Origin of the sequence: Litchfieldella anticariensis FP35 = DSM 16096, assembly GCF_000409775.1 — a bacterium.
Lineage (GTDB): Bacteria > Pseudomonadota > Gammaproteobacteria > Pseudomonadales > Halomonadaceae > Litchfieldella > Litchfieldella anticariensis.
This window is the reverse complement of the sequence record NZ_KE332391.1, coordinates 271075-293912: the sequence shown is the minus strand read 5'-3', so window position 1 is coordinate 293912 and position 22838 is coordinate 271075. Positions and strand designations below refer to the sequence as shown.

Sequence of the window (22838 nt, the reverse complement as noted above, 5' to 3'; positions counted from 1 at the left end):
CCTTTTGTCGCATTACATAAGCACTTCATCTCTCAAGGCATGATGCGTGCCAGTATGGCATCACAGGGTGCATCCACCGGCAGTACGCCATAGACGGAGCCGGCCTCGGCACCGAGTCGTGTGCGACAGAACGTTTCGGCGACCGCCGGCGGTGCATGACGCAACAACAGTGAGCCTTGCAGACACTGAGCCAGGCGCTGGGTCAGCCAGCGTGCCCGCCGCTCCAATGTAGCGGGGTCGGTTGCCAGCGCCTGTTCCAGATCATCGACGGCACGGTCGTAGTCCGCGCTAGTGCCGCGCGCCGCCTTCAACTCTTCATGCAGCGCCTCGATGGACTCAGGGTGGCGAGCCAATACTCGCAGCACATCCAGGCAGATCACATTGCCGGATCCTTCCCAGATCGAATTCACTGGCGCTTCGCGGTACAGCCGCGCCAGCGGGGTTTCTTCGACATAGCCGATTCCGCCCAGGCATTCCATGGCTTCGGCCATGAACCCAGGGCCGCGACGATTGTGCCAATACTTGGCCAGTGCCGGCGCAAGACGTGCCAGTCCACGTTCATGCTCGCTGTTGGCACCATCGAAGGCCCGTGCCGTACGCATCACTAGCGCCAGGCCGGCTTCGACCTCCAATGCCAGGTCGGCGATCACCGCGCGCATCAACGGTTGCTCTGCCAGGTATTTACCGAACGCTTGGCGTTGTCGTACGTATCGCCAGGCTTCGACCAGCGCCTGGCGCATCATACCGACAGGCGCGGTAGCGGCATCCAACCGAGTCTGTTGCACCATCTCGAGGATGGTGGCGACGCCGCGTCCTGGCTCGCCCACGGCCTGTGCCCAGGCACCACGATATTCGATTTCGGCGGAGGCATTGGCACGGTTGCCGCATTTGTCCTTGAGACGTTGGATTTCGATGGCGTTCCGTTCATCGTCGGGTGTGAAACGGGGCACCAGGAAGCAGCCCAAGCCGTCGTCGGTTTGGGCCAGGGTCAGGAAGGCATCGGACATGGGCGCGCTACAGAACCACTTGTGGCCGGTGAGACGAAAGCTGTCGCCCTCGGCTACGGCTCGGGTGGTATTGGCACGCACATCGCTGCCCCCCTGTTTCTCGGTCATGGCCATACCCAACGTCACTGCGGGTTTGTCCCAGGCAGGGACGGCACGGCCGTCGTAATCCCAGGCCAGCAGTCGAGGCGCCCACTGAGCATGAACATCTGGTTGGTGACGCAACGCCGGCATGGCGGCATGTGTCATGGTGATCGGACAACAGAACCCAGGTTCGGCTTGGGTCAGCAGGTACATGGCCGCAATATGTGCCTGATGACCACCGCGGGCTTCCTCCTGCCAGGCCACGGCATGCCAGCCGTGGTCGCAGGCCAAGTGCATCAACTCGTGATAGGCGGGGTGATAGACGACTTCATCGAGGCGTCGGCCATGGCGGTCGAACAAGTGCAGCTCTGGTGGGTACCGATTGGCAGCCTCACCGAGTACCTGGACGCGGCGACTGCCGACATCCACGCCCAACGGGGCCAAGCGTCGAGCGACCCAATCCGGCGCTTCGCGGGCCAGGGCATCCTGCAATGGCTGGTCGAGTGCGAAGAGATCGTTATCCTCCCCAAGCGTGGGCTGATTGACGACCTCATGGGTGGCAAGCCGGGTGCGCGGCGATACATCGGCCATGGGAAGTCTCCACTGAAGAGGGGGTTGTCAACGAGCATGGCCGTCCCTGGTCACCTGGTCAACGCTTGAAATGTTGGTACTCATGCCTGGTTTCGAGACCCGTGACTGAGTAGGCTAGGGCATCCGTTTCAGGAGAGTTGCACGATGCATGCCGAGCTTCCCATGGCAGCAGCGCTGCCGACGCCCCTTATCGCCGATGAACGCATCCAAGTGGTGGATGCTCATAACCGTCCCTGTGGCAGCGCCTTGCGTGCCGAGATGCGACGTTGGTGCTTCTGGCATCGGGCGACCTATGTGGTAGTCAGAAATCGACGCGGCGAACTCTGCGTCCAGCAGCGTACCCTGACCAAGGAAACCTTTCCCGGTGGGATCGACCTGGCGGCCGGAGGTGTGGTCGGAGCTGGCGAGGCGGTGCACGTGGCAGCGCGTCGCGAATTGGCTGAGGAACTTGGCATCAGTGGCGTCCCGCTGCGATTCTGTCTCGAGTTTCGCTATGCCCGAGAGGGTAACCACATTTTTGGCAGTACCTACTTGGTCGAGTACGATGGCTCATTAACGCTGCAAGAGGACGAAGTCGTAGATGTCATGTGGTTGCCGCTGGATGAAGCGTTGGCTCATCCACGTGCGACACCGGACACTCACATGGCCCTGACACGCATGATCGAGGGCGGTTGGTTGTGATCCGGCTGGCGCCATGACACAAGTCGTGGCATCGTAAACCTACACGCTAGGTGATGTTTTCGGTCATGCAGATCTACGATCTCGACTGCTCGACCCATAGGGGTGAGCCTTTCAATTTACGCGCTCTGCGCGGCCAGGTGCTACTGGTGGTCAATGTGGCCAGCCAGTGCGGTTTTACGCCTCAACTCAAGGAGTTGGAAGAACTCTATCGGCGTTATCGTGACCAAGGGTTTACCGTGTTGGCATTTCCCTGCAATCAGTTCGCACACCAGTCACCGGAGTCGGCCACGGCGTTTTGTACCTTCAGCGAGCGCGAATATGGCGTTACCTTCCCGCTGATGGAGAAGGTCAAGGTCAACGGTGCTCACGCACATCCCCTGTTCGTTCGGTTGCGCCGCCAAGCACCAGGTGTACTGGGAAGCACCATGATCAAATGGAATTTCACCAAGTTTCTGGTGGGGCGCAATGGCGAGGTGATTCGTCGCTTCGGTCCCAGAGACGGTGCCGTGGAGATTCGCCCGGTCTTGGAGGAGGCATTGGAAGCGCCATTCTCCGCTTGAAGAAACATCGAAGAATTGCCTGCGCGGGCGAATCATTCTGCGTTTCCTTTCTTCCTTTGGTCGTCAGTGGGAGAGTTCACCGCGCTCGATCATGATCCTGGCCATCAGTTCGTTCCAGCGATGACGGGTCATCATGGTGGTCAGGCCGGAAAACAGCGCCCACATCTTGCGGCGCCAGCCATTCAAACGAAGATTGTGCGCTACCAATTGGCGCAGTAGCTTGTTTTCGTCGAAGGCGCGCCATTCTCCGGCTACCGACATCTGCTGGCGTGACAGCACTGGGGCCAGTTCCAGACGAAAGATCCATTCAAGCTGATTCAGGGTCAGGTCATGGCGCTGGATCACTTCCACCATGTGGGCATAGTCGGCTTCCCGGGGTTCACGCTCGAGCCACAGCGTGGACAGGGTCAGCCAGAGTTCGCCGCGTTCGTCGACCAGGGTTTGGGCATCCATCGGTGTTCTCCCGCCGTCACGGCATACACAGCATGAATCGATATCGTAATGGTCAAGCATGCCGAGGATTAGCTCAAGGGCGGACAGGGTATCGATGAGCCGTTAGAATGACCTACTGTAATCGATTTGCGCTCCACGTTGGAATGGTGCGCTTCGCTCATGGAATGTCGAGGTCTGTCGTGATCATCAAACCCAAGGTTCGCGGTTTCATCTGTACCACTACCCATCCCGTCGGTTGCGAGAAGAATGTGCTCGAACAGATCGAGGCGACCCGCGCGCGCGGTCTGGATCGCAATGCCGGTCCCAAGAAGGTGTTGGTGATCGGCGCTTCCAGTGGCTATGGACTGGCGGCACGTATTACCGCTGCCTTCGGCTATGGCGCTGACACTTTGGGGGTATTCTTCGAAAAGCCGGGTACCGAGAAAAAGCCGGGTACCGCTGGCTGGTACAACGCTGCCGCCTTTGACAAGTTCGCCAAGGCCGAGGGGCTCTACAGCAAGTCGATCAATGGCGATGCCTTTTCCCACGAAGCGCGTGACAAGGCGATCGAGCTGATCCAGAAGGATCTCGGCCAGGTCGACCTGGTGGTCTACTCGCTGGCTTCACCGGTACGCAAGCTGCCGGATAGCGGTGAACTGAAGCGCTCGGCGCTCAAGCCGATCGGCGAGACCTACCGGGCCACCGCCATCGATACCAACAAGGACACCATTATCGAGGCCGAAGTCGAACCGGCTACCCAGCAGGAAATTGACGATACCATTGCCGTGATGGGGGGTGAGGACTGGGAGCTGTGGATCAACGCGCTCGATAAGGCGGGCGTGCTGGCCCCTGGAGCCAAGTCAGTGGCTTTCAGCTACATCGGCACCGAAATCACCTGGCCGATCTATTGGCATGGTGCACTGGGCAAGGCCAAGGAAGATCTCGACCGTGCCGCCGGTGAAATCGATGCCAAGCTCAAGGTCAGTGGTGGTGGGGCCAATGTTGCTGTGCTCAAGTCGGTGGTTACCCAGGCGAGTGCCGCCATTCCGGTGATGCCACTGTATATCGCCATGGTCTATAGGATCATGAAGGAAAAGGGCCTCCACGAGGGCACCATCGAACAGTTGAATCGCCTGTTCGGTGAGCGGCTCTATAGCGGTCAATTGCCGGAGACCGATGAGGCTGGTCGCTTGCGTCTGGACGACTGGGAACTGCGTGACGATGTCCAGCAGGCGTGCAAGGACCTATGGCCCCAGGTTACCAGCGATAACCTGTTCTCGATTACCGACTATGCTGGTTACAAGCACGAATTCCTAAAGTTGTTCGGCTTCGAGCGCGAGGATGTCGACTATGATGCCGATGTGGACCCTGCGGTGGAATTTGATGTCGTAACGTTATAAAGGGAGCGCTGCCTCTCAGTGCTCCCATGTAGTTGTCTTGGGAACGCCGGGAGGTGGAGATGGATACCAGGGACAGCAAGAGTCGGGAAGAAGAAAAACGGCATGTGATGGGGCAGCGCATGCCGGAAGACTACGAGCATCCCGAACCGGATGAGGATCAGCCTGAGGCCAAGAGCCCTCCCTCAGGGATGTATCGCCTATTCCCCATCATCATCGTGCTGGTACTCTTGTCAGCTGTCGCTTTCCACTACTTCGGCAAATGAGACTTTCACTTGCCAAGTCCATGAGGTCGCCGGGTCATGCGAGTGGCCCGGTTTTTCATATCCGGGTCACGAGTTTCGTTCTTACCCTGCCGGCGCCGTTCGAGGCTTTCGTTTGCTGCCCTTTTGGTTAAGATGACCGCTTGTTCATGGACAAGCGTATTGCCACGATGCATGACTCTGCCTCCGCGCTGTCGGTTGACGGCGCCCCACGTCAGGTGGGGTTCGTGCTGTTGCCCGGATTTTCGTTGTTGGCTCAGGCATGTGCCCTGGAGCCGCTGACGGTAGCCAATCAACTGGGCGGACGCCGTTTGTACACCTCTGCTACCTTCGGACTCGACGGCCGTGGAGTCCGCAGTGCCGCCGAGCTGTCGTTGACACCTCAGGATGCGATTGGAGAGGAAACTGGTGCGTTGGACATGTTGTTGGTCTGTGCTCCCAGTCCTTTGCCGGCGGTCGATTTGAGCAGACTCGGGCAGTGGCTGAAACGTCTCGCCGGTCGGGGCGTGGTGCTCGGTGGTATCGCTGGGGGCAGCGAGGTGCTTGCACGGGCCGGGGTGCTGGATGGCTATCGTGCAACTCTGCCCTGGCAGCGCATCGATGCCGTTTCTCGTGACTATCCCCGCATCAACCTTTCGCACCAGTTGTTCGAGATCGACCGCGACCGGCTGACCTGTGGCGGCGGTACTGCAGCCATGGACATGATGATGACCTTGATCGGTATGCACCACGGTCAGCGCCTGGCTGACAGAGTCTCCGAGCATTTTGTCTGCGAACGCATTCGTATGGCCGATGAACCTCAGCATGTGCCACTGCGTTCACGCCTGGGGCATGCGCCACAGAGTCTGATCGATGCAGTGGTACTGATGGAAGCCAATATCGAGGAGCCGTTGACCACCCATGAATTGGCCGAACACTTGGGTATTTCCCGGCGCCAACTAGAGCGATTGTTCAAGAAGTATTTGCGGGCCGTACCCAGTCGCTATTATCTCGATTTACGGCTGCAACAGGCACGCAAGCTATTGCGTGAATCCGACCAGCCGGTGGGCGATATCGCGTTGCAAACCGGTTTCTCTTCCGGTGCCCATTTCTCCACCGCCTATCGTAATCACTTTGGCATGACGCCACGCGAGGAACGGCTCGGATAACGGTTTCCAATGGCCCGGCTTCAAGCCGGGCCATTGCCGTTCACGCCATGGTATCGACGACGCCACCTTCTACACGCAGCGCAGCGCCTGTAGTAGCGCTAGCCTGAGGCGAGGCGGCGTAGACGCTCATGCTGGCGACTTCCTCCGGAGTGGCCAGGCGTCCGATGATCGAAGAGGGACGGTTCTCCCTGACGAATCGTGCTTCCATCTCCTCCTGAGAGATCCCCGCCTTCTCGGCAGCCTTGGTAATCATGTCGAGCACACCTTCCGAGCGCGTCGGGCCTGGCATAATGGCATTGACAGTAACGTTGGTGCCCGCCAGCACTTTGGCCAGCCCTCGTGAGATAGACTGCACGGCACTCTTGGTCATACCGTAGTGAACCATCTCAGCGGGGATGTTGAGCGCCGATTCGCTGGACAGGAACTGAACCCGGCCCCAACCTCGCATCTTCATGCCCTGGGCATAGTGGCGAGACAGCCGTACGGCACTCATCACGTTGACCTGGAAGAACTGCTCCCAGGTGGCGTCGTCGATGTCAAAGAAATCTTGTGGTTCAAAGATCCCCAGGTTGTTGATCAGGATGTCGGTTTCAGGGCGGGCCGCGATCAGCGTTTGGCAACCTTCTGCGGTACCCAGGTCGACAGCGACGCCGCTTAGCTTGGCGTCGGGGTCCGCGTGCTTGATCATGTCGATGGCTTGGCCGACTCGTTGCTGGGTGCGGCCAGTGATCGTCACTTCGGCTCCGGCCTCGGCCAGCCCCTTGGCGATGGAAAAGCCAATTCCGGCGGTAGAACCGGTGACGATGGCACGTTTATCGGAAAGGTCGATACGCATGGAGAATACTCCCTATATCGTAACGAATACCCGGCATGTCCTGCCGGGAGAGAATGAGTCACCTGCCAGTAAGGTGGTTCGTGTGCAAAGAATCTCAAGTCGTCACCCGATGAAACGCCGCAGCCGCTTTTCATAATTTGCCGTCCCATTGCTGAAAGCCTGGCTTGGTGGCGGCCCCTATACTCGTTTGACTGATCGATCCCACCGGATGGAGAACAACATGAGCTATACCCCGACCCGCAGCGATTTCGACCATTACATGGCCCCTAACTATTCCCCGCAGAAGGTGATCCCGGTCCGCGGTGAGGGCAGCCACCTGTGGGACCAGGAAGGCCACGAATATATCGACTTCGCCGGGGGGATCGCGGTCAACTCCCTGGGGCATTGCCATCCGGTGCTGGTCGATGCGCTCAAGGCACAAGCCGACAAACTGTGGCATTTGTCCAACGTATATACCAACGAGCCGGCGCTGAAACTTGCCAAGTCGTTAGTCGAGCGTACCTTCGCCGACAAGGTGTTCATGTGTTCTTCGGGTGGCGAAGCGAATGAAGCGGCACTCAAGCTGGCGCGTCGCTACGCTCACGATCGCTTCGGAGAGCACAAGGATAAGATCATCTCTTTCCGTCAGTCGTTCCACGGTCGCACCTTCTTCACCGTCAGTGTCGGCGGCCAACCCAAATACTCCCAAGGTTTCGGTCCGGTACCGGGTGGCATTTTGCACGCTGAGTTCAACGATCTCGACAGCGTGCGCGCCCTGGTCGGTGACGACACCTGCGCGATCATGGTCGAGCCGATGCAGGGTGAAGGCGGCATCGTGCCGGCGACCCCCGAGTTCCTCGAGGGATTGCGCGAGCTATGTGACGAGCATCAGGCGCTGTTGATCTTTGACGAAGTGCAGACCGGCGTGGGGCGTACCGGCAAGTTCTTTGCCTACATGCACTACGGTGTGACGCCGGATATCCTGACCAGTGCCAAGTCGCTGGGTGGCGGCTTCCCGGTCGGCGCCATGCTGACAACCGACAAGGTAGCGCCGTCGCTTGCTATCGGTACCCACGGCTCCACTTACGGTGGCAATGCCCTGGCTTCCGCCGTGGCACTGGCAGCCATCGAGCATATCGATACCCCTGAAGTGCTCGAAGGTGTCCAGAAGCGCCATGAATTGTTCCGCGAACACCTTGAGAGCATCAACCGCAAGTATGGAGTGTTCCGGGAAATTCGTGGCATGGGCCTGTTGATTGGTGCCCAGATGGCGCCCGAGTACGAGGGACGCGCGAAGGATATCCTGCCATTGGCCATCGAAGAGGGCCTGATGGCACTGATCGCCGGCCCCAATGTATTGCGCATGGCGCCCTCGCTAGTGATTCCCGAAGCCGACATCCATGAAGGCATGGCGCGCCTGGAGCGAGCCATCGCCAAGCTTGTCGCTACGGCATGAGCGCAGCCATGAGCGAAGGCTCCCTGGAACCGACAACAAGAGGGCAAGCCATGTTGGTCGTTCGTCCTGCCAGGCCGGCGGATCTGCCGGCCCTGGAGCGCCTGGCCTCGAGCGCTACACCGCGCCTGACCAATCTGCCCGCGCATCGCGATCGTCTCGAGGAACGTATCACCCGTTCTCAACGGGCCTTCACTCGGGAGGTTGAATATCCCGGCGACGAACATTACACCTTCGTGCTCGAGGACCGCGAGCGTAACGAAGTGGTGGGAACGGCTACCATCCGTGCCCAGGCCGGTGCTCATGAGGCTTATTACACCTATCGCCAGGAAACGCTGATACATGCCTCGCAGCAGCTCAGTGTGCGCCGCGAGGTACAGACCCTGTCACTGTCGCACGAGGTTTCCGAGGCCACTCTGCTGTGTGCATTGTCGCTCCACCCCCGTTACAAGGGCACCAGTGCCGAGAGTCTACTGCGCCGTTCGCGGTTGATGTTCATCGCCCAGTATCCCGAGCGCTTCTCAGGGATTCTGGCGGTAGCCTTCCCAGGCTATCTCGACAGTGAGGGCGAGTCGCCGTTCTGGAACAGCGTTGGACGCCATTTCTTCGTGCGCGGTTATCAGGAGATGAATCACATCGCCGGGGTGCGCTCGAAAAGCTTCATCGCCGAGGTGATGCCGCAGTTCCCGCTCTATCTGCCGCTGCTCACGCCTCAGGCACGGGCGGCGATTGGACGTGAACACCCGGAACACGAACGTGCCTTGGAAGAGATGCTGGCCGAGGGCTTCAAACGCTCACGGCATGTCGACATCTTCGACGCCGGCCCGGTGGTCAAGGGGGAGTGCGAAAGGTTGGAGACCTTCCGCAACGCTGCCTGGCACCCGGTCCGCATCCGGCCCGGGCATGCGCTGCCCGATGCCGAGCCGGCCATGGTTGCCAACCAGAAGCTGGGTGATTTTCGCTGCGTGGTGGCGCGCTATGCGCTATCGCCGACGGGCCAGTTGATGCTCTCGTCCGAGCATGCCGAGATCCTCGGCGTGGAAGAGGGGCGAGCCGTATTGGTCGCGCCACTGGCGCTGCCCGCCGCCGAAGATGCTCTCGACGAAGGAGAACTGTGATGCGCATGCGTCCGATTGCCCGCGGCGACTTGGACGGCCTACAGGCCCTGGCCCAGCAGACCGGTGTCGGCTTCACGTCGCTGCCCGACAACCGCGATTTCCTGGCCAGCAAGATTGAATCCGCCTCGCGCGCCTTCGAAGAACGTACCCCGCTGGACGACCGCCTCTACTTCTTCGTTCTCGAAGATGAGGAAAACGGAGAATTGGCGGGTTGCTGCGCCATCGAAGGACAAGTTGGGCGCGAGGTACCGTTCTATCATTACCGACTGGGAACCCTGGCGCACTCCTCGGTGCAACTCGACCTGCACCGTACCATCGACACGCTGTTCCTGAGTTCGGATCATACCGGCGATGCCGAGGTGGCTTCGCTGTATCTGCGCCCTGAATACCGCAAGCATCGCAATGGGGCGCTGCTGTCCAAGGCGCGCTGGCTGTTCATGGCTCAGTTCCGTGATCGCTTCCCCGCCAAGGTATTGGCCGAAATGCGCGGGGTGTTCGACGAGAATGGCGTCAGTCCCTTCTGGGAATGCCTGGGCAGCCATTTCTTCCCCATGGATTTCAACGAGGCGGACCGTCTCACTGGGCTGGGCCAGAAGAGTTTCATCGGCGAGCTGATGCCCAAGTTCCCGATCTACACCACCTTCCTAAGTGAGGAAGCGCGAGCTTGTATCGGCCAGGTGCATGAAGATACCCGTCCAGCGTTGGAAATGCTCAAGAAGGAAGGCCTGCGCTGGGAGGGCTATGTCGACATCTTCGACGGCGGCCCCACCGTGGAAGCGTACATCGACGACGTGCGTGCGGTGCGCATTTCGCGACTATGCAAGGTCGAGGTAGTTGCCGATGCCGAGCAAACCGAACGTCCCACCTGGCTGGTGTCGACCACCGATATGCTTGGCTTTCGTGCCATCTGGATCGGCCGAGGCCCCGACGAGAACGATGTGATCACCCTGACCGAGGAGGAGGCGCGGCGGCTGGAGGTCGTGGCGGGCGATTCCCTCCGCGTCTTGGAAACCTAGTCGAAAAGCGTCTGCGCTCGGCAATACGGCGTTGAACATTGGCTTGGAATGCTCATTTACCCCCTTTGTAAACTCTGCTTCCTCGCCAATGTTCGCCTGGTCTTGCCTTCGCTCGTCAGCTTTTCGAATCAACGCTCAGTGCTATGGGAGACACGTTATGCAACCCAAGCAACAACTACTGATCGGCGGAACCTGGGTCGAAGGCGACGCAGACTCCTTCGCCAAGACCGACCCGGTGTCCGGTGAATCCTTGTGGCAAGCCGCGGCCGCCAGCCCGCAACAGGTCGAAGCCGCGGTTGCCGCGGCTCGTCAGGCTTTTCCTGCCTGGGCGCGGACACCCTTTGCCGAGCGCCAGTCACTGGTCGAGCGCTTCCGCGAGGTGCTGGAAACCCGTCGCGAGGACTTGGCCACCGCCATCGCCCATGAAACTGGCAAGCCACTGTGGGAGGCACGTACCGAGGTGGGGGCGATGATCGGCAAGGTGGCAATCTCGATTCGCGCCTATCACGAACGCACCGGGGAGCGGGAACGCGAGGTGGGGGATGCCAGGGCCGTACTGCGTCATCGCCCACATGGTGTGATGGCTGTGTTCGGCCCCTACAATTTCCCCGGCCACTTGCCCAACGGGCATATAGTGCCAGCGCTGCTGGCCGGCAATACCGTGGTCTTCAAGCCTAGTGAACAGACTCCGTTGACTGCCGATTTGACATTACAGTGCTGGCGCGAGGCCGGTTTGCCCGATGGCGTGATCAACCTGGTGCAAGGGGCGGCCCCGGTAGGGCAGGCGCTGTCCAATGCCCAGGACATCGATGGCCTGCTGTTCACCGGCAGTGCCAAGGTCGGTGGAATCTTGCACCAGCAACTTGCCGGTCAGTTCGACAAGATTCTGGCGCTGGAAATGGGCGGCAACAATCCGCTGGTAGTCAAGGATGTTCCCGATGAGGACGCCGCCGTACTGACCATTCTTCAATCGGCGTTTCTCTCCGGTGGCCAGCGCTGCACCTGCTCCCGGCGTTTGATCGTCCCCGAAGGTCAAGTTGGCGATCATTTGATCGAAACGCTGGTGGCAGCCATCGACAAGCTGCATGTGGCCGCTCAGTTCCACGAACCCGAGCCCTTCTACGGTGGCTTGGTTAGCCCTCAGGCGGCGGATGGACTGCTCAAGGCCCAGGACGACCTCGAAGCACAGGGTGCTACCGTGCTTTCACGCATGCGGCGGCTGAAGGAGGGCACCAGCCTGCTGTCGCCGGCGCTGATCGACGTCACCGGATTGCAGGTGCCTGATGAGGAACACTTCGGTCCACTGCTCAAGGTATACCGTTATCAGGACTGGAATGAGGCGATCGAACTGGCTAACGATACTCGATACGGCCTATCCGCTGGCATGATCGGTGGTGAACGTGCCGACTGGGACGACTTCCTGCTGCGCATTCGCGCCGGCATCGTCAATTGGAACCGCCAGACTACCGGTGCCTCCGGTGATGCACCGTTCGGTGGTGTGGGCGACAGCGGCAACCATCGCCCCAGCGCTTATTACGCCGCGGACTATTGCGCCTATCCGGTGGCTTCGATGGAAAGCGAAACCTTGGCGCTGCCCGATAACCTGCCACCGGGAGTGACGCTGTGATGAGCGTACGTGAAGTCAATTTCGATGGTTTGGTAGGGCCGACGCATAACTATTCCGGCTTGGCCCACGGCAATGTGGCCTCAATGAGCCATGAAGGCCTGGTGTCGAACCCCAAAGAGGGGGCGCTGCAGGGGCTGGCCAAGATGAAATCGCTGCTTGACGCCGGTTTCGCCCAAGGGGTGCTGCCACCCCAACAGCGCCCCGATCTGGGTGCACTGCGGGCGCTGGGTTTCTCCGGCAGCAACGCCGAAGTGCTCACCCGCGCCGCCAAGGAGGCACCACAGATCCTGCGCGCGGTGTGCTCAGCCTCGAGCATGTGGACGGCCAATGCTGGCACCGTCACGCCAAGCGTCGATGCACCGGACGGCCGGGTGCACTTCACCCCAGCCAATCTGCAGTCGAGCTTCCACCGTTACCTGGAGCCGGAAACCACTGGCCGGGTTTTGGCGGCGATCTTCCGCGATGAGACGCGATTCGCCCACCATCCGGTGCTGCCGGCGACGCCGGCGTTTTCCGACGAAGGCGCAGCCAACCATACCCGCTTGTGTGGCGAGCATGGCGAGCCCGGCGTGCACTTGTTCGTCTATGGTCGCCAGGCGTTTGGCGGCAAGAGAGAGCCAAAGCGGTTCCCGGCCCGCCAGACCCTGGAAGCGAGTCAGGCCATCGTTCGTCAGCATGGATTGGTCGAGGCTCAAGTGGTATTCGCCCAACAACATCCAGATGCCATCGATGCTGGGGTATTCCACAATGACGTGATCGCCGTGGGTAATGGGCCGGTGTTGCTTTACCACGAGATGGCCTTTCTCGACGAGCAGAAGACGCTTGACGAGTTACGCCGGAAAATGGCCGCACCATTGATCCCGGTACGAGTGCCCGTCGAGGCGGTCAGTCTCGACGATGCCGTAGCGTCCTACCTGTTCAACTCGCAACTGCTTTCCAAGCCCGACGGCTCCATGGCCCTGGTGGTGCCCGGCGAGTGCCAGGAGAACGAGGATGTGTGGCGGACCATCCAGGACCTGCTACTGGCCGGCCCCAACCCGATCAGCGAAGTGCTGGTCAAGGACGTCAAGCAAAGCATGCGCAATGGTGGTGGTCCCGCCTGTCTGCGACTGCGGGTGGCGCTCAGCAATGCTGAGCGTGATGCGCTCTCCGGCCGGGTACTGCTCGACGAAGCGTTGTATGGCGAACTCACCGCCTGGGTCGAACGTCACTATCGCGACCGCCTGGCGCCGGAAGACCTTGCCGACCCTCAGCTTGCCGAGGAAACCCTGACCGCCTTGGACGAACTGACCCGGATCCTGCAGATCGGCTCGGTGTATCCGTTCCAGTTGGTCTGACAAGAACATACAGAAGACCATTCCTGCATCGGTACCTCATGCAGGGGTGGTTTTTAGGGGTCAGGTAATGACTTCATCCAACGGCTGGCCAATACTGCGTTCGAAGACGGCAGTCATGGGGCCATAATCGCAGTAATAGGCCGCGATATTGGCATCGAGCCACTCTTGCTGGTCGATACCATCCCAGGAAATCTCGTAGCCGCAATTGATAACGATATGCTCGAAGAGCAAGCGTTGGGCCCTGCCATTGCCCTCCCTGAAGGGATGGATAACGTTCAGGTCTCCATAAAGCTCGGCTATTGCCGTGACAAGACGGTTGCGTTTAAGGTTCGTGAAGTCGTCGTTCTGTGCTAAATGGCTAAAGAGCTTGTGGGTTTCGGGCTCGACGCGTTGCACATTGCAAAATCGCGTCTCTCCTTTCGAGATATCGATGGTGCGAATCTGTCCTGCCCAGGGATAGAGATCGCCAAATAGCTGCCGATGCAGTTCTTGCAGATAGGCCAGGTCGTAAGGCGGCGGTGAGAATTGGATTGCTTCGGCGGCCAGCAGCGTTAACTCGCGTTCCGCTGCCTCAAGGGTCTTATCATCGTGGATGTCGAGCAGATTGCGGAGAGTGGAAGTCCCTTCATAGCAATAGGGATCCTGCCCTGAGCCGTACTTGTCCATCAGGAGTCGCGGCGGCGGTATTTTTCCAGGATTGCCGCTTTGCTGGCTGTGGGATAGGACTCTGAAGTGACGCTAAAACCTTCGAGCCGCATGCTGGCCGCGTAATTGGCTCGTTTCACCTTGGTGAAATAGGCTTGCTTGGTTTTCAGGGACACATGCGTCATCGGAAACCCTCGCCAGTGTTTTGCCTTATTTTACCGTATTGCCTTTTCAAGTGCACAAAACCACGTAACTAGAGAATGCTTGCATGAGTCATCCCCTGGAAATTTTGCGGCTGACCGCTGATTCGCCTCATGCGTCGACTGTGGCAAGGTGGACCTACGCCGAGTGGGGATATCTACATCCCGAAGAATCGGCCGAGATGTATTGCAAGGCCTTCATCGCCCAGTGTGGCGATGCTGGCGTGCCCTCGGTATTCGTGGCGATGCATGATGACCGCCCCGTGGGTACGGCGAGCCTGGTCGAGGACGATTTGAGCGTTCGCCGTGAGTTGACGCCGTGGTTGGCGTCGGTGTTCGTGCTTCCCGAGTGGCGTGGGCAGGGCATCGCCTCGCGTCTCGTGCAGCGGGTCGAGCACGAGGCGCGGGAGTGTGGTATGGAACGTTTCTATCTCTTCACACCGGATCAACAGGCGCTCTATTGCCGACTTGGTTGGCAGGATCACGAGTCACTGTCCTATCGCGGCGAAGAGGTAACCATCATGACGCGTGCCTTGACCGTCGGCCCGACCTGAGTGGTCGGGCCATGGATCAGCTTCCCGAGGCTGCGGCGCCGCCAACGATCCCACCACGCAGGCCGTTGCGCTTGAGGTGCTGCGAGACCACGTCTTCCGGCGAGCCGGCCATCTCGCGGAACATGCCCATCGAGCCGAGCAGGGCGGAGGACTCGTAGGGCACGAAGACCCGTTCGCCATCCTGGGCCATGGTTGGCAGGGCCTTGATGTAGCTCTGGCCCAACAGGTAGCCGACCACGGTGCGCTTGTTTTCCTCGCTGTCGCCGATGGCGTTCAACACCAGCTTGATCGACTCCTGCTCGCCTTGGGCGCGCAGGATGGCGGACTCCTTGTCGCCTTGGGCATTGAGAATCGCCGACTCGCGCTGGCCCTGGGCCTTGGCAATGGCGGCGGCCTTCTCGCCTTCGGCTTCGGTGACGGTGGCACGACGCTTGCGCTCGGCAGCCATCTGCAGGCGCATGGCTTGTTCCACTTCTTCAGGCATGGCGATGTCTTGCACCTCGACCCGTGAGATCTTGACGCCCCACTTGGAGGCGGGTTCCTCCATGGCAGCTTGGATCTCATTGTTGACCTCGGCACGCGACTCGAACAGCTTGTCGAGTTCCATCTTGCCGACCACGGAGCGGAGGGTGGTCTTGGCCAATATCTCTACCGCTTGGCTCATGTTCTCGACTTCGTAGACGGCACGCCTCGGGTCGATGATCTGGAAGTAGAGAGCGCCGTTGATCGTCACGGTCACGTTGTCGGTGGTCACCACCGGCTGACCGGGAAAGTCCATCACCGTTTCGCGTCTATCGATGCGAGTTTCGTCGCTGGTGAGTGGATGGAATTCCTCGCCTAGCTTCTTGTAGCGGATCATGGTGATAGCGCGTGGCTGTTCGATGAACGGAATAATGATGTTGATACCGCTCTCCAACACCCGATTGAACGACCCCAGTCGCTCGATCACCATCACCTCCGACTGGCGAACGATCACCAGCCCCTTGACGATGATCACGATACCGAGAACGACGACGATCAGGGCGAGTATCAGACCCGGGCTCACGGGAAACTCCATGTTCAGTGCTCCTTTTGCGATGTCAACGTGACGATGGCGGTGGTGCCATCGAACTCCTGGAAGATGACCTGGGTATCGGCCGGCAGCTCGGTCTCCCCACTCCCGGCGACGCGCAAGCGGTAGAAATCACCATTGATCTTGACGCCGCTGGCACCATCGTAATCGCGTTTAAGGGTTCGGTACTCCTGACCCTTTTCGACACCGGTGCCGGTGGTGCCGTAGGCCACACCATGGGGTGAGAACCTGGGACGAATCACCTTTATCGCCAGCGGGATCAGCAGCCCGGCAAGTACTCCGAATCCTAGCAGTTGCCAAGCTAATACCACGTCCAGATAGGCCAGTAGGGCAGTCAAGGCGGCAGCGATGGCCAAAGCGAGCAACACCAACGCGCCGGAGGTGAGTTCTGCCACTCCCAGCAACAGGGCGATGGCAAGCCAGGTGTGGGCCAGGGTCCAGTCCATGCGGTCTCCGAGTCGAAAAGATGTCAGCGTTCGGGCAGATCGGTCTGTTGGCGAACCTCGCCGTTCTCGTCACGGATGGTGCCGGGACGATATTGGGCATTGTTGCCGTCGGTGTCTTGCGGCACCCCCCACACAGTCTCGCGGCTGCCGTCGGGATAGGTATTGACGGTGCAACCCGCTAGTGTGCTGGCGAGAGATAGCATGACGGACAGAATGGCGAGAGGACGTAAGAATTGCTGCATCAATGAGGTCCCACTTGAGATCGATGATGGTGGACCAATGATCTCAGGAAATCGTTCGCCTGCCCACGATTATGATAGGCAGCGGCTAATGGAGTGCGGTCTGCAAAACCGAGAGCGGCTGGCTATTCACTCCTGCAGCACATAGGTACCGGGAGCATCGCCCAAGGGAGGGTAGCGCGTCGAACCCAACTCGGGAGGAGACGTCTTGGGACCTGAATGGTCCACCAGCCAGGCCTGCCAGGCTGGCCACCATGAGCCTTGGTTGACCGGCGTGCGCGCCAACCAGAGATCGGGATCCACGTAGGTGTCATGATCATGTGTCGTGGTCAGGCGGTAATGACGTCCCGAACCCTCGGGAGGGCTGATGATGCCAGCGTTGTGTCCACCGCTGGTAAGCAGGAAGGCTAATTCCTGGGTATCGGCCAGCAGGTGGATCTTGTAGGTCGAGCGCCACGGGGCGACGTGATCCCATTCGGTGCCTACGGCAAAGATGGGCACACGGATGTCACTGATCGTGACCGGTTTGTCGTCGACCAGAAAGCGCCCCTCGGCAAGGGCGTTGTTCAGAAATAGCTGCCGCAGGTACTCCGAATGCATGCGGTACGGCATACGGGTAGCATCGGCATTCCAGGCCATGAGGTCGTTCATGGGTTGACGTTCTCCCAGCAGGTAGCTGTTGACCATGCGTGACCAGATCAGGTCGTTCGAACGCAGCAGTTGAAATGCACCGGCCATTTGCCGGGTATCGAGAACGCCCTGTGCCCACATCACGTCTTCCAGGAAGGCGAGCTGCTTGTCATCGATGAATAGCATCAACTCACCAGCTTCCCGAAAATCGGTCTGGGCAGCGAACATGGTGATGGAGGCCAAGCGTTCGTCTCCATCCTGTGCCATGGCGGCTGCTGCAATGGCAAGCAGCGTGCCGCCGAGACAGTAACCCACGGCATGCACCTTCGCATCGGGACTCAAGGCGCCAACTACTTCCAGGCTGTCCATGATGCCCTGACGACGATAGTCGTCCAGTCCGAGGTCGCGATCCTCACTAGTGGGATTGCGCCAGGAAATCATGAAGACGGTGTGTCCCTGGTCGACCAGGTATTTGACGAGGGAGTTGTGCGGCGAGAGGTCCAGGATGTAGTACTTCATGACCCAGGCGGGGACGATCAGTACGGGCTCTGCATGCACTTGCGACGTCGTAGGAGCGTACTGAATCAGTTCGATCAGGTGGTTGCGGAACACCACCTTCCCGGGCGTGACGCCGACATTACCGCCCACGACGTAGTCCTCGGCCCCGGCGGGTTTCTTGCCGAGCATGTTGCGCTGCCAGTCATCGACAAGGTGATGCCAGCCCTGGATCAGGTTGGTACCGCCACTATCGAAGGTCTTGCGCAGCACCCTGGGGGTTGGTGAGCGGAAAGTTGGATGGCGCCCACATATCCAGCCATTGGCGTGCACCGAATTCGAGGGCCTGTTCATGATGAGGGGAAAGCCCACGTAACCCGGTGGTGGCATTGAACCACCATTGCTGGTGCAGCAGAAATCCTTGATAGATGACGTTGTAGGGAAACGATCGCCATGACTCGTGCCGGAAACGACGGTCCTGGGGCAGCGGTTCGATGCAGGGCTCGGCGCTGGAATCGAATGCCGATTGAGCGGCCCAGGCAGACAAGCGGAACTGCTTCTTGAGCGCCTTCTGGATTAGCGACATCTGTTTGCCTGGAGAAGCGGCGAGACTGGAGAGCCAGTCCACATAGGTCAGCATGAGTGCCGCCGGTGAAATGTCATTCGTCAGTTGCGCCAGCGACGCACGTATCACGCGATCGACATTCTCGTTCTGGCCATCGTCCTGAAACATGCCAATTACCCTTCTTGGCGCTTGTAGCCAATGATCGGATCAGTGGTAGTTGGATCCACTTCATCGGCCTTCTCGCTGACGACCGGGAGATGGTCAGCGCCATGGGATGGCAACGTGCCTTCGACACGAGGCTTGATGGGAGGAAACTCCTCGGCGGTGAGCGTCTCGCGCTCGAGCAACAAGGTGGCCCCGGCATGCAGGTCCGCCAGACGTCCCTCGAGAGTTTGCATGGCACGAGTGAAGGCTTCGTCGACGAGCTTGAGCACCGCGAGGTCGATTTCACGAGCCGTAGCCTCGGAATACTGCTTGGGACTGGCGATGCCGTAGGTATCGCCCAGAAAGGCTTGTCGCTCCTCCTCGTAGACGACCTGGACATCGCCATCGGCCATGCCGAAATGTGTGACCATACGCCGGGCGATATCCGTTATCTTGGCCAAGTCGTCGGCGGCGCCGGTAGACACCTCCTCGAAGATCAGCCTCTCGGCGGCCCGTCCGCCCATCAACACAGCCATGCGATTCTTGAGGTCCGCGGTGGTTTGCAGGAAACGATCTTCCGTCGGCCGTTGAATGGTATAGCCCAGTGCCCCCACGCCACGCGGAATGATCGACACCTTGTGCACCGGATCCATGCCCGGCAGTGAGGCGGCGACCAGGGCATGGCCCATCTCGTGGTAGGCCACGACCTTGCGCTCCAGGGGGTTGAGCAGCCGGCTCTTCTTTTCCAAGCCAGCCACGATGCGTTCGATGGCGTTGGTGAAGTCCGCCATGCTGACCGCCTCGGCATCGCGACGTGTGGCCAGCAGTGCCGCCTCGTTAACCAGATTGGCGAGATCGGCACCGGTGAAGCCCGGGGTTAGCGAGGCGATGTGGTCCAGGTCGACATCGGGGGCCAGTTTGCTGATCCTGCCGATATGTACCTTGAGAATGGCGATGCGCCCCTGGCGTTCGGGACGGTCGACCAGCACCTGACGGTCGAAGCGCCCGGCGCGCAGCAGCGCTGGGTCCAGTATCTCCGGTCGGTTGGTGGCCGCGAGCAGCACGATGCCCGACGAGGGGTCGAAGCCGTCGAGTTCGGTCAGCAACTGGTTGAGGGTCTGCTCCTTCTCGTCATGCCCGCCGCCTGGTATGCCGGCGCCCCTTGCCCGGCCCAAGGCATCCAGTTCGTCGATGAAGATGATACATGGCTTGGCCTTGGCGGCCTGTTCGAACAGGTCCCGGACCCGGGCGGCGCCAACACCGACGAACATCTCGACGAACTCAGAGCCCGAAATGGAGAAGAACGGCACTCCGGCTTCCCCCGCTACGGCACGGGCCAGCAGCGTCTTGCCGGTACCCGGCGGGCCGACCAGCAGGATTCCCTTGGGGATTCGGGCACCGAGCCGGCCATAGCGCTGCGGGTCGCGCAGGAATTCCACGACTTCCTGAAGCTCGCGCTTGGCCTCGTCGACGCCGGCGACATCCTCGAATGTCACCTTGGTGGCGGTCTCCACGTACACCTTGGCCTTGGACTTGCCCAGCGTCATCATGCCGCCCATTCCCGAACCGCTGGTCATACGGCGAATCAGGAAGGACCAGATCACAAAGAAGAACAGGATCGGTAGCACCCATGACAGGATGGTGGCGAAAAAGGTGTTCTCTACGCTGCCGTTGTAGGTGACATCGTAGCGTGATAACTCATCGGCTAGACCGGGGTCGACACGGTTGGTGGTGAAGGCAGTGCGCCCATCGGGTTGCGGAGACCTGAAGGTGCCGGTGAGACGATCGGTGCCGACCTTGATTTCGTCGATCTTGCCTGCTTCCAGCAGTCGGGTGAACTCCGAGTAAGGGATCGGTTCGACGGACTGCCAGCTGTGGTAGGCATTCTGAAACACCAGGAACAGCAGAACAGCAGCGAACACGTACAGCACATTGAACTGATGTTTCTTGTCCACGGAAGACCTCGAACTCGTTTCATCGGCAGGAGCGAGCCGCGCAAGCAGGGCAGGCCACTTCATTCAGCGGTTCCGTTACTGTAGCCCAGGAATGGCGAGAGAAGACTTGCGCTAGGTCAATGAAAGGTAATGCAGGCCGGGCCCGAAGACACGAGTGCTTGATGTGATCAAGAGGCGGCAGGTACATAGCGCCCGGAGCCGTCTTCTTCGGCGGCGCGTTCGAGTGTGGTGCGAATGCGTTCGGTACCCAGCCGCTCGAGCATTTTCCAGGGGCCAAGCGCAAAATTCAGCCCCAGGCGCATGGCGGTATCCATGTCGTCGGCGCTGGCGATGCCTTCATCCAGGGCGAAGCGGGCCTCGTTGACCAGCATGGCGGCGACGCGCAGCACGACCAGTCCCGCCCGGTCGGCAATTTCGACAAGGCGAACCCCCTGGCCAGCCGCAGCCTCCACCAGCTTCTCTCGAGAAACGGCATCGAGCCCGTGGCTGGCAAAGGCCAGTGTCGCCGGGCGGTCGTTGGGCCAAGGGCGCAGTAGGGTATCGAAGACGATGGTGGCTTGCCCGCGTTCCTTGGCCATCTCGGCGGCAGTGCGTCCATCACTGACCTGGCACCGCTGTGCTAAATCGTCAGGTAGATGCGCGATCACTTCCTCTACCGAGGTGACCCCAGGCGGTGCGAGAGGGGAGAGTTCTTCATCATGATCATCGCCATAGTGGTAGAAGCCCGCGCCACTCTTGCGGCCCAACTGGCCGGTCGCCACCTTGTCGGCCACCAGCGGCGAGGGACGAAAACGAGGGTGGTGGTCGAAGGCCCGCCAGACGGTTTCGGTGGCTCGCAGGCTGATATCGAGGCCCACCAGGTCGATCAGCTCAAATGGGCCGAGGGGAAAGCCGCCGCCACTCTTCAGGCAGACATCGATGGTAGCTGCCGAGGTGGTCCCGTGTTCCAGCAACCATAGTGCCTCGCTGTAGAAGGGGCGCGCGCAGCGGTTGACGATGAATCCCGGGCTGTCGCTGACATCGACAGGCGTCTTGCCCAGTGTGCGGGCGAAGTCGTGAAGTGCCCGTCGCGTGTTATGTGTCGTCGCGTCGGTACTGACGACCTCGACCAGCTTCATCGCGGTGGCTGGGTTGAAGAAGTGCAGGCCGGCGAAGCGTTGGGGCGTGTGCAGCTCGGCAGCGATCTCGGTGACCGATAGCGACGAGGTATTGGTACACAGTAAAGTATCGGCGCGGCACAGCCCTTCCAATTCGGCGAACAGGGCACGCTTGACGTCGAGATCTTCGACGACTGCTTCCACCACCAGGTCGGCCTCGGCCAAATCCCCAAGCGAGTTGGCCACGTTCACGCGGGACAGTGCCGTGGCGGCATCCTCAGTCGTCATCCGTCCCTTGGTGACCCGTTTGTCCAGTGCCTGAGCGATCCGCTGTCGCGCCTGCTCGGCGGCACCGTCCCGCACATCGTGAATCCAGGTGGTGTAACCATGCTGGGCAAAGAGCTGGGCGATACCTTGGCCCATGGTGCCGGCACCGATGACGGCAACGTTGGCGATCGACATGGTCATTTTCCGCTGAAGGAGGGTGGGCGCTTGTCGCGGAAGGCGGCGATACCTTCCGCCTTGTCGTCGGTGGAGAGCAGTAACTCGAAGGAGCGTCGCCCCAGTTCGAAGGCGGCCTGCTGCGGGGTCTCCGTGGCCGCCAGCACCGCCTGCTTGGCAAGGCGCTGGGCAAGCGGCGGACCCTCGGCAAGCCGTTCCGCGGTGGCAATTGCCGTGGCTAGGGCCTCGCCATGACCACAACATTGCGAGGCCAGTCCCCAGTCGTAGGCCTGGCCGCCACTGATGCGCTCGCCGGTGAATACCAAGTGCATGGTACGCGTCTTGCCCAGGGTAATGGCCAGGCGCTGCAGACCGCCGGCGCCGGGAATCAATCCCAGGCGGATCTCCGGTTGCCCCAGTTGGGCATCGTCGGCGACCACCAGCAGATCGGCGCATAGCGCCAGCTCGCAGCCGCCGCCCAGGCAGTAGCCCTCCACGGCAGCGATCAAGGGCTTGGGAAAGCGCTGTATACGTTGCCAGTAACCCAAGCGTGGGTCGCCGGGACCGTCGCTGGCAGATCGCTCGGCCAACTCATCGATGTCGGCTCCCGCGGCGAAGTGGTCATCCGCGCCGTGGATCACCACGCAGCGTACCGTCTCGTCTTGCGCCGCTCGGTCGAGAACTCCGGCCAGCGCTCCCAGCAATTCGGTGTTGAGGGCGTTGCGTACCTTGGGCCGGTTGAGGGTGAGTCGTACCACCCCAGCATCGTGTCGGGTCTCGAGGAGATCGGTCATGGAGCACCTCGGCGGCGGTTGATTGGAGAAGGCTAT

24 protein-coding genes are annotated in these 22838 nt (G+C 60.4%); 11 read left to right on the top strand and 13 right to left on the bottom strand.

Annotated features, from left to right (window positions below; all coding sequences use genetic code 11):
• Positions 1–32: 32 nt before the first annotated feature.
• Positions 33–1679 carry an acyl-CoA dehydrogenase family protein gene (locus L861_RS13760; protein ID WP_016417060.1) on the bottom strand — a complete coding sequence of 549 codons (1647 nt, stop codon included), beginning with the start codon at positions 1677–1679 and terminating at the stop codon, positions 33–35.
• Positions 1680–1823: 144 nt separating this feature from the next.
• On the opposite strand from L861_RS13760, the gene L861_RS13755 reads away from it, so the two are divergent.
• Complete coding sequence (locus L861_RS13755; RefSeq protein ID WP_016417059.1) at positions 1824–2360, top strand: NUDIX hydrolase; 537 nt, start codon at positions 1824–1826, stop codon at positions 2358–2360.
• A 65-nt stretch (positions 2361–2425) separates the two neighbouring features.
• Positions 2426–2920 carry a glutathione peroxidase gene (locus tag L861_RS13750; protein ID WP_035568424.1) on the top strand — a complete coding sequence of 165 codons (495 nt, stop codon included), beginning with the start codon at positions 2426–2428 and terminating at the stop codon, positions 2918–2920.
• A 63-nt stretch (positions 2921–2983) separates the two neighbouring features.
• On the opposite strand, the gene L861_RS13745 is transcribed toward L861_RS13750, so the two are convergent.
• Positions 2984–3373: a DUF7079 family protein gene (locus L861_RS13745; RefSeq protein ID WP_016417057.1), complete on the bottom strand. Its 390-nt coding sequence runs from the start codon at positions 3371–3373 to the stop codon at positions 2984–2986.
• A 179-nt stretch (positions 3374–3552) separates the two neighbouring features.
• On the opposite strand from L861_RS13745, the gene fabV reads away from it, so the two are divergent.
• The 3 genes from fabV (at position 3553) to L861_RS13730 (ending at position 6160) form a co-directional block, all read left to right on the top strand.
• Positions 3553–4752, top strand: coding sequence for an enoyl-ACP reductase FabV (gene fabV / locus L861_RS13740; protein ID WP_027947663.1), 1200 nt, complete (start codon positions 3553–3555; stop codon positions 4750–4752).
• Between the two features lie 59 nt (positions 4753–4811).
• Positions 4812–5015 (top strand): hypothetical protein, encoded by a 204-nt coding sequence (locus L861_RS13735; protein ID WP_016417055.1) that lies wholly within the window; start codon positions 4812–4814, stop codon positions 5013–5015.
• 167 nt (positions 5016–5182) lie between these two features.
• Complete coding sequence (locus L861_RS13730) at positions 5183–6160, top strand: GlxA family transcriptional regulator (protein WP_174329832.1); 978 nt, start codon at positions 5183–5185, stop codon at positions 6158–6160.
• Positions 6161–6200: 40 nt separating this feature from the next.
• On the opposite strand, the gene L861_RS13725 is transcribed toward L861_RS13730, so the two are convergent.
• A complete protein-coding gene (locus tag L861_RS13725) occupies positions 6201–6995 on the bottom strand; it encodes an SDR family NAD(P)-dependent oxidoreductase (protein WP_016417053.1) in 795 nt (264 codons plus the stop codon).
• A 220-nt stretch (positions 6996–7215) separates the two neighbouring features.
• Between L861_RS13725 and L861_RS13720 the strand changes: the two genes are divergently transcribed.
• From L861_RS13720 to astB, 5 genes are all read left to right on the top strand, one after another.
• Positions 7216–8430, top strand: a complete 1215-nt coding sequence (locus L861_RS13720; protein ID WP_016417052.1) for an aspartate aminotransferase family protein — start codon at positions 7216–7218, stop codon at positions 8428–8430.
• Between the two features lie 50 nt (positions 8431–8480).
• Complete coding sequence (locus tag L861_RS13715) at positions 8481–9545, top strand: arginine N-succinyltransferase (protein ID WP_016417051.1); 1065 nt, start codon at positions 8481–8483, stop codon at positions 9543–9545.
• On the top strand, positions 9545–10561 hold the full coding sequence (astA, locus tag L861_RS13710; protein ID WP_016417050.1) for an arginine N-succinyltransferase: 1017 nt from the start codon (positions 9545–9547) through the stop codon (positions 10559–10561). The genes L861_RS13715 and astA overlap by 1 nt, the downstream gene beginning before the upstream one ends.
• Before the next feature lie 157 nt (positions 10562–10718).
• A complete protein-coding gene (gene astD, locus L861_RS13705) occupies positions 10719–12188 on the top strand; it encodes a succinylglutamate-semialdehyde dehydrogenase (protein ID WP_016417049.1) in 1470 nt (489 codons plus the stop codon).
• Positions 12188–13525 (top strand): N-succinylarginine dihydrolase, encoded by a 1338-nt coding sequence (gene astB / locus L861_RS13700; protein WP_016417048.1) that lies wholly within the window; start codon positions 12188–12190, stop codon positions 13523–13525. Before astD ends, astB begins: the two co-directional genes overlap by 1 nt.
• A gap of 60 nt (positions 13526–13585) precedes the next feature.
• Here astB and L861_RS13695 read toward each other — a convergent pair whose 3' ends face one another.
• Together L861_RS13695 and L861_RS24225 are read right to left on the bottom strand one after the other, a co-directional pair.
• The gene (locus L861_RS13695) at positions 13586–14191 is read right to left on the bottom strand and encodes a putative adenosine monophosphate-protein transferase Fic (protein ID WP_016417047.1); all 606 of its coding nucleotides are present in this window, start codon (positions 14189–14191) and stop codon (positions 13586–13588) included.
• Positions 14191–14355, bottom strand: coding sequence for a YhfG family protein (locus L861_RS24225; RefSeq protein ID WP_016417046.1), 165 nt, complete (start codon positions 14353–14355; stop codon positions 14191–14193). The genes L861_RS13695 and L861_RS24225 overlap by 1 nt, the downstream gene beginning before the upstream one ends.
• Before the next feature lie 83 nt (positions 14356–14438).
• Between L861_RS24225 and L861_RS13690 the strand changes: the two genes are divergently transcribed.
• Positions 14439–14924, top strand: a complete 486-nt coding sequence (locus L861_RS13690; RefSeq protein ID WP_016417045.1) for a GNAT family N-acetyltransferase — start codon at positions 14439–14441, stop codon at positions 14922–14924.
• Between the two features lie 16 nt (positions 14925–14940).
• On the opposite strand, the gene L861_RS13685 is transcribed toward L861_RS13690, so the two are convergent.
• The 8 genes from L861_RS13685 to L861_RS13655 form a co-directional block, all read right to left on the bottom strand.
• Positions 14941–15981, bottom strand: a complete 1041-nt coding sequence (locus L861_RS13685) for an SPFH domain-containing protein (RefSeq protein ID WP_016417044.1) — start codon at positions 15979–15981, stop codon at positions 14941–14943.
• Between the two features lie 2 nt (positions 15982–15983).
• Positions 15984–16442, bottom strand: a complete 459-nt coding sequence (locus L861_RS13680; RefSeq protein ID WP_016417043.1) for an NfeD family protein — start codon at positions 16440–16442, stop codon at positions 15984–15986.
• 23 nt (positions 16443–16465) lie between these two features.
• Entirely contained in the window at positions 16466–16684 is a 219-nt protein-coding gene (locus L861_RS13675; RefSeq protein WP_016417042.1) for a hypothetical protein, read from the bottom strand.
• Positions 16685–16810: 126 nt separating this feature from the next.
• The gene (locus L861_RS13670; protein ID WP_016417041.1) at positions 16811–18079 is read right to left on the bottom strand and encodes a PHA/PHB synthase family protein; all 1269 of its coding nucleotides are present in this window, start codon (positions 18077–18079) and stop codon (positions 16811–16813) included.
• Positions 18057–18539, bottom strand: coding sequence for a poly-beta-hydroxybutyrate polymerase N-terminal domain-containing protein (locus L861_RS25240; RefSeq protein WP_016417040.1), 483 nt, complete (start codon positions 18537–18539; stop codon positions 18057–18059). The genes L861_RS13670 and L861_RS25240 overlap by 23 nt, the downstream gene beginning before the upstream one ends.
• 5 nt (positions 18540–18544) lie before the next feature.
• Positions 18545–20470 (bottom strand): ATP-dependent zinc metalloprotease FtsH, encoded by a 1926-nt coding sequence (gene ftsH / locus L861_RS13665; RefSeq protein WP_081645870.1) that lies wholly within the window; start codon positions 20468–20470, stop codon positions 18545–18547.
• A 167-nt stretch (positions 20471–20637) separates the two neighbouring features.
• Positions 20638–22029, bottom strand: a complete 1392-nt coding sequence (locus L861_RS13660) for a 3-hydroxyacyl-CoA dehydrogenase NAD-binding domain-containing protein (protein WP_016417038.1) — start codon at positions 22027–22029, stop codon at positions 20638–20640.
• 2 nt (positions 22030–22031) lie between these two features.
• Positions 22032–22802 (bottom strand): enoyl-CoA hydratase-related protein, encoded by a 771-nt coding sequence (locus L861_RS13655; RefSeq protein WP_016417037.1) that lies wholly within the window; start codon positions 22800–22802, stop codon positions 22032–22034.
• Positions 22803–22838: the final 36 nt, after the last annotated feature.